This is a genomic window from Paraburkholderia sp. 22099, from assembly GCF_052045835.1.
GTDB classification, from domain to species: Bacteria; Pseudomonadota; Gammaproteobacteria; order Burkholderiales; family Burkholderiaceae; genus Paraburkholderia; species Paraburkholderia terricola.
This window is the reverse complement of sequence record NZ_JBQEPU010000001.1, coordinates 165,127-177,950: the sequence shown is the minus strand read 5'-3', so window position 1 is coordinate 177,950 and position 12,824 is coordinate 165,127. Positions and strand designations below refer to the sequence as shown.

The 12,824-nt window shown below is 64.0% G+C and carries 13 protein-coding genes and 1 tRNA gene; 7 read left to right on the top strand and 7 right to left on the bottom strand.

Annotated features, from left to right (window positions below):
• Positions 1-65 precede the first annotated feature (65 nt).
• Positions 66-782, top strand: a complete 717-nt coding sequence (gene ispD / locus ACTJLC_RS00745) for a 2-C-methyl-D-erythritol 4-phosphate cytidylyltransferase (protein WP_114162361.1) — start codon at positions 66-68, stop codon at positions 780-782.
• Between the two features lie 39 nt (positions 783-821).
• Positions 822-1,301, top strand: a complete 480-nt coding sequence (gene ispF / locus ACTJLC_RS00740) for a 2-C-methyl-D-erythritol 2,4-cyclodiphosphate synthase (RefSeq protein WP_073426745.1) — start codon at positions 822-824, stop codon at positions 1,299-1,301.
• Between the two features lie 76 nt (positions 1,302-1,377).
• On the opposite strand, the gene ACTJLC_RS00735 is transcribed toward ispF, so the two are convergent.
• The 4 genes from ACTJLC_RS00735 to ompR form a co-directional block, all read right to left on the bottom strand.
• Positions 1,378-1,896, bottom strand: coding sequence for a carboxymuconolactone decarboxylase family protein (locus ACTJLC_RS00735; protein ID WP_006048914.1), 519 nt, complete (start codon positions 1,894-1,896; stop codon positions 1,378-1,380).
• 74 nt (positions 1,897-1,970) lie between these two features.
• Positions 1,971-2,519, bottom strand: a complete 549-nt coding sequence (locus ACTJLC_RS00730) for a peroxiredoxin (protein WP_073426744.1) — start codon at positions 2,517-2,519, stop codon at positions 1,971-1,973.
• Between the two features lie 192 nt (positions 2,520-2,711).
• On the bottom strand, positions 2,712-4,061 hold the full coding sequence (locus ACTJLC_RS00725; RefSeq protein WP_073426743.1) for an ATP-binding protein: 1,350 nt from the start codon (positions 4,059-4,061) through the stop codon (positions 2,712-2,714).
• An 88-nt stretch (positions 4,062-4,149) separates the two neighbouring features.
• Complete coding sequence (gene ompR / locus ACTJLC_RS00720) at positions 4,150-4,884, bottom strand: osmolarity response regulator transcription factor OmpR (RefSeq protein WP_006048917.1); 735 nt, start codon at positions 4,882-4,884, stop codon at positions 4,150-4,152.
• Between the two features lie 226 nt (positions 4,885-5,110).
• On the opposite strand from ompR, the gene ACTJLC_RS00715 reads away from it, so the two are divergent.
• From ACTJLC_RS00715 to ACTJLC_RS00705, 3 genes are all read left to right on the top strand, one after another.
• On the top strand, positions 5,111-5,440 hold the full coding sequence (locus tag ACTJLC_RS00715; protein WP_073426742.1) for a hypothetical protein: 330 nt from the start codon (positions 5,111-5,113) through the stop codon (positions 5,438-5,440).
• A 198-nt stretch (positions 5,441-5,638) separates the two neighbouring features.
• Positions 5,639-7,279, top strand: a complete 1,641-nt coding sequence (locus tag ACTJLC_RS00710) for a DUF1800 domain-containing protein (RefSeq protein ID WP_440843171.1) — start codon at positions 5,639-5,641, stop codon at positions 7,277-7,279.
• A 71-nt stretch (positions 7,280-7,350) separates the two neighbouring features.
• Positions 7,351-8,595 carry a DUF1501 domain-containing protein gene (locus ACTJLC_RS00705; RefSeq protein WP_114162363.1) on the top strand — a complete coding sequence of 415 codons (1,245 nt, stop codon included), beginning with the start codon at positions 7,351-7,353 and terminating at the stop codon, positions 8,593-8,595.
• Between the two features lie 54 nt (positions 8,596-8,649).
• Here the strand turns inward: ACTJLC_RS00705 and ACTJLC_RS00700 are convergent, their stop codons facing one another.
• The gene (locus ACTJLC_RS00700) at positions 8,650-9,474 is read right to left on the bottom strand and encodes a squalene/phytoene synthase family protein (protein WP_114162364.1); all 825 of its coding nucleotides are present in this window, start codon (positions 9,472-9,474) and stop codon (positions 8,650-8,652) included.
• A 229-nt stretch (positions 9,475-9,703) separates the two neighbouring features.
• Here ACTJLC_RS00700 and ACTJLC_RS00695 point away from each other — a divergent pair.
• Positions 9,704-9,790, top strand: a tRNA-Leu gene (locus ACTJLC_RS00695).
• A gap of 86 nt (positions 9,791-9,876) precedes the next feature.
• On the opposite strand, the gene ACTJLC_RS00690 is transcribed toward ACTJLC_RS00695, so the two are convergent.
• Positions 9,877-10,158, bottom strand: a complete 282-nt coding sequence (locus ACTJLC_RS00690) for a hypothetical protein (RefSeq protein WP_083083635.1) — start codon at positions 10,156-10,158, stop codon at positions 9,877-9,879.
• A gap of 450 nt (positions 10,159-10,608) precedes the next feature.
• Between ACTJLC_RS00690 and ACTJLC_RS00685 the strand changes: the two genes are divergently transcribed.
• Positions 10,609-12,084 carry a DUF3999 domain-containing protein gene (locus tag ACTJLC_RS00685; protein ID WP_114162365.1) on the top strand — a complete coding sequence of 492 codons (1,476 nt, stop codon included), beginning with the start codon at positions 10,609-10,611 and terminating at the stop codon, positions 12,082-12,084.
• 238 nt (positions 12,085-12,322) lie between these two features.
• On the opposite strand, the gene ACTJLC_RS00680 is transcribed toward ACTJLC_RS00685, so the two are convergent.
• Positions 12,323-12,775: a MarR family winged helix-turn-helix transcriptional regulator gene (locus ACTJLC_RS00680; RefSeq protein ID WP_083083637.1), complete on the bottom strand. Its 453-nt coding sequence runs from the start codon at positions 12,773-12,775 to the stop codon at positions 12,323-12,325.
• Between the last annotated feature and the right edge of the window lie 49 nt (positions 12,776-12,824).

Here is a 12,824-nt window from a genome sequence, read left to right as displayed (position 1 = left end):
GGCGTGGATGCGAAGGACCTATTATAAAATCCGTCCTTTACTTTCACTTCGCGGCATCCGCACTCGTGACTTCCCGCCTATTTGCCCTGATTCCATGCGCCGGCACCGGCAGCCGTTCCGGCGCCGCGATGCCCAAGCAATACCGCACCGTCGCCGGCCGCGACATGCTGCATTTTTCGCTGGCGGCGTTCGACGCGTGCAGCGAGTTTGCACAAACGCTGGTCGTGATCGCCGCCGACGACCAGCACTTCGACGCCCGCCGCTTCGGCGGCTTGCGCTTCGCGGTGCGCCGGTGCGGCGGGGCGTCGCGCCAGGCGTCGGTGCTGAACGGGCTGCATGCGCTCGCGGAATTCGGCGCGCGCGACGACGACTGGGTGCTGGTGCACGACGCCGCGCGGCCGGGCATCACGCCCTCGCTGATCCGCACGCTGATCGGCGCGCTGAAGGACGATGCGGTCGGCGGCATCATGGCCTTGCCGGTGGCGGACACCCTGAAGCGGATCGACGCCGCCTCGACCGACGGGCGGATCGCCCGCACCGAGGCGCGTGACGGCTTGTGGCAGGCGCAGACGCCGCAAATGTTCCGCATCGGCATGTTGCGCGAGGCGATTTTGCGCGCGCACGCGGACGGTCACGATCTGACCGACGAAGCAAGCGCGATCGAATGGCTGGGCCATGCGCCGAAACTCGTGCAGGGCAGCTTGCGCAACTTCAAGGTGACTTATCCGGAAGACTTCGATCTGGCCGAGGCGATTCTCTGCCGGCCCGCATCGGCTTCCTGATTCGACGACTTCAAATTTCAATTACCGGACTCGACGCAGATGGATTTCAGAATTGGGCAGGGCTATGACGTGCATGCGCTGGTGCCGGGGCGTCCGCTGATAATCGGCGGCGTGACGATTCCTTATGAGCGCGGATTGCTCGGGCATTCCGATGCGGATGTGCTGTTGCATGCGATTACCGACGCTATTTTCGGCGCGGCCGCTATGGGCGATATCGGCCGGCATTTCTCCGACACCGACGCGAAGTTTGCCGGCGCGGACAGCCGGGTTTTGCTGCGCGAGTGTTTTGCCCGCGTGACGGCCGCCGGATTTTCCATTGCCAACGTGGACAGCAGCGTGGTGGCTCAGGCGCCGAAGCTCGCGCCTCATATCGAAGGCATGCGGGCCAATATCGCGGCTGACCTTGGCTTGCCTGTCGAGCGGGTCAACGTCAAGGCCAAGACCAATGAGAAGCTGGGTTATCTCGGGCGAGGCGAGGGGATCGAGGCGCAGGCCGTGGTTCTGTTGCTCAAGAATTGAGCCGCCGGGCAGGCCTTCAAACGAAGGGCGCGCGGCGGCGAAAGTAATCGCCGCGCCGCGCGTCGTCAACGCGTTTTTATTCCGCGGCAATGCACTGCGCCGCGGCATTGATCACCGCCGCAATACGCCCCACGTCGCGCAATTGAGTGGTGCTCATGCCTTCGGCCACCAGTGTGTCGAAATGCGATTTCACGCAGAAATGGCATTTACCGATAATCGACGCGGCCAGCGCATACATTTCAAACCGCCGCTTATCGACCCCGCCATGCGACGCATAGGCATTCATCCGTAATTGCGCCGGCTGCGATTTCAAATCCGCGTTATCCGTCATTTCCACATACGGATACCAGACGTTATTCATTCCCATCAACGCCGCGGCGGTCAGCGCGCCATTCGTTTCTTCCGGAGATAAAACCCCGGCGTTGCGAATCGCATTCACGATGACCGTGCTCTTCGCGGCGAACGCCGCCGCGAGCGCCACGCCGACCGCGTCGTTGCCTTCCAGCGAAGAGCGCGCAATCGTCCCGTCAAGATTCAGCCGAATGTCCTTGGCGTAGTCGGGCACGAGCGCCTTAATCGAAGATAAGAATTCCATTGGCATCTCCTATCAAGTTGTCGATAAAAAAGCCCGCGGCTTTTCCAAGCCTGGCGGGCTTCCGGCGCCACGGCTTACAGCGTTGCGCCGCCGACCGCGCGGTTGCACGGGCAGAGTTCGTCCGTTTGCAGGCCGTCGAGAATCCGCAGCACTTCTTCCGGGTTGCGGCCGACGTTCAGGTTGTTGACCGAAACGTGCTGGATCGTGTTGTCCGGATCGACGATGAACGTGGCGCGCAGCGCGACACCGGCTTCCTTGTCGCGCACGCCGAGCTGGTCGATCAGTTCGCCCTTGACGTCGCCGAACGAATAGTGGTTCAGCTTGCTCAGGTCTTTGTGCTCGCGGCGCCATGCCAGCTTCACGAACTCGTTGTCGACGCTGCCGCCCAGCAACACCGCGTCGCGCTCCTCGAAGTCCTTGGCCAGCTTGCCGAACTCGACGATTTCCGTGGGACAGACGAACGTGAAATCCTTCGGATAGAAATAGAGGATCTTCCACTTGCCCGGAAACGACTGCTCCGTGATCTCTTCGAACGCCGAGATGCCGTTTTCTTCGTGGTTGTTGAAGCCCGGCTTGGCAGCCGTGACGGTGAACGCTTCGAGTTTGTCGCCAACAGTTTTCATGCGAATGCTCCTTCGTGTGTTGGAAAAAACAGCATGTTTGAGGCTATCAGCTCGTCATCGCGAGCGCGTTGCAAGGTTTTCAACTATAGCTCTATTGAACTATCCGTTCAGTAGTTTTTCGCTAACAACCCGGATAGTTATTATTCAACGCGGATGACCGGCGGTTCCGGCAGCGCGCTTGGCTTGACGCGGTCAAACGCCTTTCGCGAGCGGGAACTCGATCGTCACCTCGAGCCCCGGTCCTGGCGTGCGATTGCGCAGCCGCAGCGCGCCGCGGTAGCGGCCCACCAGGCGTTGCACAATTGCCATGCCAAGGCCGGTGCCGTTCGCCTGGGTGCGCGCGGAATTCACACGATAGAACGGCCGTGTGACAAGCGCTAGCTGGTCCTCCGGAATACCTGGACCTTCGTCGACCACCGAAAGTTCGACCCGCGAGTGCGACACCCGCGTTTCCAGAATCACGTGCGGAATGCCGTCGCCGTCGCTCAAACCGTACTTGCGCGCGTTCTCCAGCAGATTGCCGACCACGCGCCGCATATCGGTTTCGTCGGCTTCGATCACCGCCGAGGGCGCGAGGCGCGTGATCAGCCGCATGCTGTCCTCGCTTTGCATCCGCGCGGCCAGCTCTCCCGCGATCACGGACAGGTCGACCGGTTCGGGCACCCGCTGCACCGGGCGCGCGTAATCGAGGAAGCGGCCGATGATCATGTCCATCTGCTCGATGTCGTCGACCATCGCGTCCTTGGTCGCCTGGTCGGACGGGCTCATTTCGGTTTCCAGCCGCAGCCGCGCGAGCGGGGTGCGCAGATCGTGCGAGATGCCGGCGAGCATCAGCGCGCGGTCGGCCTCGAGCTGTTCGAGGTCCTGCACCATCTGGTTGAAACTGCGATTGGTTTCGGCGGCGACGCCCATGCCGCGCTCCGGCAACGGCTCGGGCGACTGGCCGGAGCCGACCTTGCGTGCGGCCATGGCCAGCCTGGCGAACGGCCGGTTCACGAGACTCGTGATGAACGCCGCGCCGAACAGCGACAGCGCGAGCGCGAACACGCCCCAGCCGGCCCATTGCAGGCCCGTTGCGTTGTCGAGCTGGTCGCGGTCGAGCGCGACCCAGTAATCGTCGTCGTCGATCTTGAAGCTGATCCACACGCCCGGGATGTCGTTCACGCTCTGGGCAATGATGGTGTCGTCGCCGAGGCGCCCGCGAATGTCGTGTTCGATCAGCCGGTTTAGCGACTCGTCGGGCTGGAGCTTGTACTTGTCCGTGGTTTCGCGCGGATACACGCGGACCCCTTCGTTGCTTTCCAGATCCTGCAGCAACGCGCGCCGCAGGTCGGGATCGGAATAGAGGAGCGCGGTGCGCGTGAGCTTGACGATGGCGACCAGTTGCAACGCCACGCGCTGCGCGCGCGGCTCGCGTTCGATCACGCGAAAGCTCTGGAACCAGGCGGCGAGACTGACCGCGATCAACAGCGCGATCAACAGAAAGGTCCGCCAGAAAAGGCCGCCGAACGCGAGCGTCAGGAGGCGCCGGTCGATCCGCATGGGCCCTTCTTATCTGGAACTATCTTGCATGGGACCAGAGTAAGCGCTAAAGCGCCAACTCCAGTCGACACGGGAGGCGAGAACAAACTCAGGCTGCACCGTCGGGAATGAACACGTAGCCGAGACCCCAGACGGTCTGGATGAAACGCGGGCTCCCCGGATCGGGTTCGATCAGCTTGCGCAGACGCGAAATCTGCACGTCGAGGCTGCGGTCGAACACTTCATATTCGCGGCCGCGCGCGAGTTCCATCAACTTCTCACGCGACAGCGGCTGACGCGGGTGGCGCGCAAACACTTTCAGCACGGAGAACTCGCCGGTGGTAAGCGGAATTTCTTGGCCGGCCTTGGTGAGCGTACGGGTGGCGAGATTCAGCGCGAACTCGCCGAATTCGAACACTTCGGTGGTTTCGGACGGCGCGCCCGGCAACTCCGACGGCGACTGGCGGCGCAGCACCGCATGAATCCGTGCGACCAGTTCGCGCGGATTGAAGGGCTTGGGGAGATAGTCGTCGGCGCCCATCTCGAGACCGACGATACGATCGACGTCTTCACCCTTGGCCGTCAGCATGATGATCGGCGTGCGGTCGTTGCTGCCGCGCAGGCGGCGGCAGATCGACAGGCCGTCCTCGCCGGGCAGCATCAGATCCAGCACCAGCAGATCGAAGCGCTCACGCACCCACAGCTTGTTCATGGATGGCGCGTTCTCGGCAACATAGACGTTGAAGCCCTGTTCACCGAGGTAACGGCGCAGCAGATCGCGCAGGCGTGGATCGTCGTCGACGACGAGGATTTTCGAAGGGTTTTTGGTTTCCATGGTCGGCATCTTAGCGCGATTAGAAAGTGGTGCGCGGTTGCATCATTTATCGGGTTACAGTCAGTTACAAAATTTACCCGCCATGTGGCACGACGTAAAGCATCGACAGTTAGACTCCTTTACTGAATGCGGCTGTTCGGTGGATACTTCACTCGACTAAAACTCACGCGCCCGGCTCGTTACCGGGTTGTATACGCATTGAGGTAGCCGGTTGCCGCGCCACGAAGGGAACAACATGAAGGGAGGGGTTTGGCCGAATGTGCGTCTACGGGTGATTGCACTGGCGGTAGCCGGTACGATTGCAGGCTCACTGGCACCAACGCTCGCCCATGCCCAGCCTTCCGCCGACAGAGCTGCGAGTGAGCACGCGTCCAGACCCGCCAATCCGCGGGCAAACCGCCGCAACGCGAGTAACGCCGAACGCCCCGCCTCAGACGCGATGTTGCGCACCGCGATTCCTTCCGATCTCGATCAACATCGCCGCGACGGCCATATGACGCCCGACGAGCGGCGCCTCCTACGGCAGCATATCGAAGACGCCGTGCGCGAACTGTATAAGCGTTAGTCAGTTTATGTGACGGTCGCCGCCTGGCTGCCGCGCGGCTTTCACGTCAGGGTTCTCCAGCCCTTGGCCCGCGCGAAAAATTTCGTTGCACTTCTCTCGTCAACTTTGCCATCCGTTCTACCGTTGAGTGGCGAGGACGCGGCACCTGATCGCCTGCGCGATTGCTGTTACTTGACATTCCGCCAACCCGGATGACCGATGACCCAATTTCTCACAGGTGGAAATCGCCGCGGATGGTTTGCCATCGCCGTCATCACGTTGGCGGCGACGTACGGTTTGCAGACGGTGGCCGTCGCGCAGCAGAGCCCGCCTCGTGTCTCGCACGTCAAACATCGCACGCCGGCCCAGGCCTCCGCTGCGTCCGGCATTGAACAAAACATCCTTGCTGTGGACGACGCGCGCTTCTTCCTGACGCGCGTCGGCTTTGCGCCGGACAGCGCCGAGCTCGCGCAATACGTCGGACTCACGCGGGCCCAGGCCGTCGACAAGGTGCTCGCAACAGCACGAACCGAAGCTGTCACGCCGTTGCCTGAGTGGGTCTTCGAACCGGTCCCGACACGTGAAGCGCGCAAGGCGTGGACCGCCGAGCAGCGTCGCGACGAGCAGCGCTTGCGTCGGCAGCGTTACGAAACATTGCGGGCATGGTGGGTGCGCGAGATGCTGGTCACGCCGTCGCCGCTGACCGAACGCATGACGCTCTTCTGGCACAACCATTTCACGTCGGGCCAGGACAAGGTTCAGTTTCCACAACTGATGGCGCGGCAGAACCTGCTGCTGCGCCGGGAGGCGCTCGGCAACTTCGGCACGCTGCTGCACGAGGTCGCGAAAGACCCGGCGATGCTGCAGTATCTGGACGGCGCCAGCAATCGCAAGGGCAAGCCCAACGAAAATTTCGCCCGCGAAGTGATGGAGCTATTCACGCTCGGCGAAGGGCATTACACGCAGCGCGACGTTTCGGAAGCGGCGCGCGCCTACACGGGATGGAGCCTCGATCCCGACACGCAGGCGTATCTGTGGCGCGCCAGCCAGCACGACGACGGCGAGAAGACCGTGCTCGGCCAAACCGGTTCTTTCGACGGCGATCAGGTGCTCGACATTCTGCTCGCACGGCCGGAAACCGCCACGTTCGTCACGACCGGGCTGTGGCGTGAATTCGTCTCCGATACGCCGGATCCGGCGCTTATTGCGCCGATCGCGGCGCAGTTCCGCGCGAGTCATTACGAGGTTAAGGTGGCGTTGCGCGGTCTCTTCATGAGCGACGCTTTCTGGGACGAGGGCGATCGCGGCGTGCTCGTGAAGTCGCCGGCGGAATTCGTGGTCGGCACGCTGCGCGCGTTCGACATCGGTTACGACAACACCGCGCCGTTCGCCGCCCAGATCCGCACGCTCGGCGAAAACCTGTTATACCCGCCGAACGTCAAGGGATGGCCCGGCGGTACGACATGGATCAACAGTTCGACGCTGCTCGCGCGCAAGCAATTCGTCGAGCAACTGTTTCGCGCCACTGAAACCGCCGGTCCGCGGCGCATGAGCGATTCGATGAACGCAAACGGCGAGGCGAGCGGCAGCGCCGCGCCGCGCGACATGCGGACGAATCCGCCGATGCAGCGCGCGACGGCGCGAGGCGCTCGGGATGCCAGGGGCGGCGTGCGCTTCGACATCGATAGGTGGCTCGCACAGTACAACACCGCGCCGACGGCGAAACCGGGGCTATCGGCCGAGCTACAACTTCAGCACGCGGTCTTGCCGCTTGCGCCGGTGAACGCGATCGACACCGATTCCACCGCGAGCGCTTATCTGGAAGCGCTGCTGATGGATCCGACGTATCAGCTCAAGTGAGCGCGAACCGCTGAAATGAACGGTCCGGCGGCGAGAGTGTGACGCGCCGTGACAATCGAACGAGGTGCAGTATGAAACGACGCAGCTTTCTCTCGATGGCCGCAACCGCCGGCGCGTCGCTCTGGCTGCCGAGCGCATTCGGCGCGCAAATGGCCGCGCCGGACGCGTCGCCCTATCGCGGCTACGGCAACCTGTTGATTCTTGTCGAGCTGAAGGGCGGCAACGATGGTTTGAACACCGTGATTCCGTTCGCCGATTCCACTTACTATCAGCTGCGCAAGAACATCGGCATCAAACGCGAGCAGGCGATTCAACTCGACGAGCGCACCGCGCTGCACCCGTCGTTGCAACCGCTGATGCCGCTTTGGCAGAGCCGGCAACTGGCGATCGTGCAAGGCGTCAGCTATGCGCAGCCGAATCTCTCGCATTTCCGCTCGATCGAGATCTGGGACACCGCGTCGCGTTCCGACCAATATCTGCGCGAGGGCTGGCTCACGCGTGCATTCGCGCGGACGCCGGTGCCCGCGGGTTTTGCCGCCGACGGCGTGGTCATCGGCAGCGCCGAAATGGGGCCGCTCGCGAATGGCGCGCGCGCCATCGCGCTCGTCAATCCGGCGCAGTTCGTGAAGGCCTCGCGCCTCGCCACGCCGGTATCGCTGCATGAGCGCAATCCCGAACTGGCGCACATTCTCGAGGTCGAGAACGACATCGTGAAAGCCGCCGACCGCCTGCGTCCCACTCAAGGCCTGGCGTCCATGAAGACCGCGTTCCCAGGCGGCGCGTTCGGCAGTTCGATCAAAGCGGCGATGCAGGTGCTCGCCGCCGCGGGCGCCCCGAAGGAAGCCGCCTTTGGCCGCACGCAGCAAGGACAGCCCGGCAACGGGCAGGGCGTCGCGGTGATCCGCCTGACGCTCAACGGTTTCGATACGCATCAGAACCAGCCGGCTCAACAGGCGGCGCTGCTCAAACAACTCGCGGAGGGATTCGCTTCGATGAAGTCGGCGCTCGTCGAACTCGGCCGTTGGGACGATACGCTGGTGATGACCTATGCCGAGTTCGGCCGCCGTCCGCGCGAGAACCACAGCAACGGCACGGACCACGGCACCGTGGCGCCGCATTTCGTCACGGGCGGACGAGTGCGGGGCGGTCTATACGGTGTACCGCCGGAACTCGGGCGGCTCGACGGCAATGGCAATTTGCCGGTCGGCGTCGATTTTCGACAGCTTTACGCGACCGTGCTCGGGTCGTGGTGGGGGCTCGACGCGTCGGCGATTCTGCAGCAGCGTTTCGAGCCGCTGCCCTTGCTGCGCGTCTGACGATGACGGGCCGCGCTTCATCGGATTCAACCCGCGGCCGTTGCAAGGTTCAAGCTATCTGGCGCGCCACGCGATCCATAGCTTGCGAATCGGCGTCAGCGCGATACGTTGATGCAGCACGTGATAGCCGTCGCGTTCGATTTCATCCAGCAGCGCCAACGCGAGCGCCGCTTGCGCGAGCAGCGTGCGCTGCGAGCGGCGCTCGCCGGTGGGCACCGCGGCGAGTGCGGCATGCAACGCATCGCCGGCGCGCTTCGTCTGGAAGCGCATCAACCCGGTGAACGCGTCGGAATACTTTCGGTTGATCAGATCGGCGGCGGTGACGTTAAAGCGCTGCATTTCGTCGATCGGAATGTAGATGCGGCCGTGGCGTGCGTCATTGCCCGTTTCGACCACCAACTGCGCGAGCAGTAGCGCCTCGCCGAGCGGAGCCGACCACGTCGACGCATGCGCGGCGTCTTTCGCCGTGGCCCGCGCCACCAGCGACGCGAAGGTGCCGCCGACGCCTTGTACATAGCGTCGCAGGTTCGGGTAGTCGAGGTAGCGCGCCTGGTCGAGGTCCATTTCGAAACCGGCAAGCAGCGCCTGCAACGCGCGGGACTCGTTCTCCACGTCCGGCAGATAGGCCGCGAGCGCCTTGGACACCGGATGCGACGGCGCGCCCGAAGCCAGCGCGGCGATTTCGTTTTGCCACCATGCGAGCTTGGTGCGGCCGATGGCGGGATCGCTTACCTCTTTCACCGTTTCCTCGAACTCGCGGCGCAGCGCGAACAGCGCGGTCAAAAGCGGCTGGCTTGTGGCGGGCCCCTGCCGAAGCGCATAGTAAGTGCTCGATCCGGGCGGTGCCGCTTTTTGCTGGCAATATTCGTCGAAATTCACTGGATTGGAATGTGGGGAAGAGCGGGCGAAGGGGGAGGCGACTGGAGCACGGCGTGCGCGCGCCAAGCCAAAAATTGTAGCATCGGCGCCCTTCATGCGGACGGCCGGCCAGATGCAGACAAGCGCGAATCAATCGGTTAGAATCTCGCGCTTACGCTTTTGGGCGCGTGTTTTTATGCGCACAGAGCATGCAGGACATCGGGCAGGGCGCACAGCGGCTTGTCCGGCTGCGAGGGTGGCGAAATTGGTAGACGCACCAGGTTTAGGTCCTGACGCCCGCAAGGGTGTAGGGGTTCGAGTCCCCTCCCTCGCACCAGGTATGTGAAGCGGATGTAGCGGAGAACCCCGTCGAGTCTTTGGACCGGCGGGGTTTTTTGTTTTTATGTGCGCTTTGCGCGACGCTCAGACGCCCGGCGGCTGTGCTTGCGTGCCCGGCAACTCAGCCTGCGCCGCGCCTTCGAGAAAACGGCGCGTCGATTCGAACGCCTGCAGCATCGGCTCCGGCCACGGCGTTTGCAGCATGACCGCCTGATGGTTTTCGAACGCCGACGACAGTAGTTTCGCCAGTTCGGGCGAGCGCAAATGACGCAGCAGCACGCTCACGGCAATCGCCGTGGCCTGGCTCGCGCCCGCGGTCTGGAGTTCCGAAGCGGTGAGGGCGGCGACCTGTTTGTTGATGTCCACTGAAAACTTCCTTGGATGAAGATGGGAGATTGAAGGGCTCGGGGGCCGGTTCCGGAATTTTGACATGCCTGGCCGGTTGCCGCGAACGTGGCAGGTTCCCGTGCTTGCGGCGTTCGAGATGGTGGCGAGGGTTTTCCGGCTGCTCGATCCGGCGAGCGATAGATGGCTGGCTATCAAGTAAGCGCAGCTGCCGTACCGATCCGATGTCATGTCGAACGCGACGCTCACGCAAGCTTCGGTATCGATACTGTCAACAGCCTGCGCACCCGGCATAATGATCCGGGCGACGCGCTGCTTACGGCGGTCGCCGTCAAACTGTTTCTGTTCGAATTGTCGCCTCTGGCGGGGAGTCGAGCGGATCGTATCGTTTATCGGCATTGGCCTGACGTGGCTGCCGATCGGCTGTCTCTCGCCGATGCCGCCCAATGCCGTGGTTCTGGAAACCGAGCAATGAAGCGTGTTTTGATCCTGACGGGCTGGTGTCTTGCGATCGCGTGCGTGTACGCGCCCGCGCAAGCGAACGCGGCCGAGCATTTTGCGCGGCATTTCGCGCTCGATCTCGAAGAGGGCGCCGCGTATTACAGCGTGACCCTGCCGGCCGCCGTCTACGCGGCCAGCCAGCGCAATGATCTCGGCGACCTGCGCGTGCTCGACGGAGCGGGCGAATCCGTGCCGTATGCGCTCGACGCGCCGCGCGAGCCTGCCCGCAAACCGCCCGCGTTGCGTCCGGCGCGCTGGTTTCCGTTGCGGACAGCCGCTCGAGGCAGCACCGGCGCGCCGCTCGGCGTCACGATCGCGTCCGACGGCTCACTGCGCGCGACCGCGGCGCCGCCCGGCCGCGCGCAACACGACACGGACCTGATCGATGCCGGACACGCGCCTCGCACAGGGCGGGTCGACGCGTTGGTCGTGCGTGTGCGGGACGACAATTACCAGGGGCGCGTCACCGTCGAATCGAGCGAGGACTTGCGCAACTGGCAACCGGCCGGCGATGCGCAACTTCTCAAGGTCAGCTACAACGGCGGCACGCTGAGCCAGGACCGTATCGAACTGGACGGCGAGCATGCGCGCTATCTGCGTTTGCACTGGCTCGACGGCTCGCCTTACGTCGAATCGATCGACATCGAAGTGCAGGCGGCCGGCGCCGCCGAGGCGCGGCGCGCGGACGCGCAGCGCATGTGGCGCGAAGGCATCGTCGCCCACGCGGGCCCGAAAGCCGGCGAGTATTTCTTCGACACGGGCGGCCCTTATCCCATCGACCGTTTGCGCCTGAATCTGCCGCAGCCTAATACGGTGGCGCCGGTCGTCGTCTATTCGCGCGCGGGTTTGGGGTCGGCCTGGCGCCAGGTTTCCAGCGCGACGCTGTATCGCCTGCATAACGAGGCGGTCGAGCAAAGCAATCCGCCGTTGGAGCTGGCGTCCGACACGGATCGTCAATGGCGCGTGGTGGTCGATACGCGCGGCGGCGGCTTGGGTAGCGGCGCGTTGACGGTCGCCGCGGGCTGGCGTCCCGCGACGCTGACCTTCGCCGCGCGCGGGGGCGCGCCGTACACGCTGGCGGTGGGCAGCGCGGCGGAGGTGTCGTCGGCGGTGAGCACGGAAGCGCTGGGAATGGGCGCCTCCTCGGTTACCGCGACAGCGCGGGTGGGCAGCGCGTTGTCCGCTGAGCAACGCGATGCGCAATCCGCGGGCAGGCATCCAGAAGCGTCGCGCCGCTATTTGTTGTGGGCGGCGTTGTTGCTGGCTGTCGGGTCGCTCGGTGCGATTGCATGGCGGCTTGCGCGCGGAGCGCGGGCTCAGGCTCAGGTGGGCGCGGCAGCCGGTAGGGGCAGTGAAGCGGCGCCCGGCGGGTCCGGCGCGGCGAGCGTTGCGCCTGGCGAGCCGAGCGCGAGCGACGCCACCGGTCACCTTGACGGCAAGGCATGAGCGCACGCCCACGAATCAGGACGAAGAGTCGCGCGGACCGCGAAGTCGCCCGACTTCGGCGCGCGCAGTGCCAGGCGGTACGCGCGGCGTTGTGCACACCGCGCCACACCTAGAGGCGCGGTGTGCGCAACGGAAGATGAGCGCCTCGCACAGCAAATGGATCGCACAGTACGGATAGCGCATAACCATTACAGCATTGCGCTACCAGGAATCAGTGCGTGCGACCGGCACCGCGCGCTCACCCGTCGTTCGCCGTCATCGTATGGATGACCTTATCCAGCGCGTAACCGAATGCGATCTTTTCCTGCTCGTCGAGACAGTCGAACAGGTCGTCGTTCCATTTACGCGCGATCGGCATCACCTTCCGATACAGCGCACGCCCCTCCGCGGTCAACGACACCAGCACGACGCGGCCGTCGTCCGCGCTCGGCTCGCGCTTCACGAGCCCCTGCCTGATCAGCGCCTCGGCTGCGCGGCTCGCCTGACTTTTGTCGAGATTGGCGTGCCGCGCCAGTTCCATGATCGAAAACGGTCCAAACGAGCCCACCGACGCAATCACGCGCGCTTCCGGCAAAGTCACGCCGAGCTTCTGCTGGTAGCGCTCGCTGATGCCGCGCTCGGCGAGCTTGTTCAGCACATGCAGACGGTACGTGAGGAACTGTTCGAGCCCGGCTTTGGCGGTGTCCTTCATGGTCTTCCCGTAATGTGTGGCGCGAGTGCTTCGGCTGACGAGAGTCGTT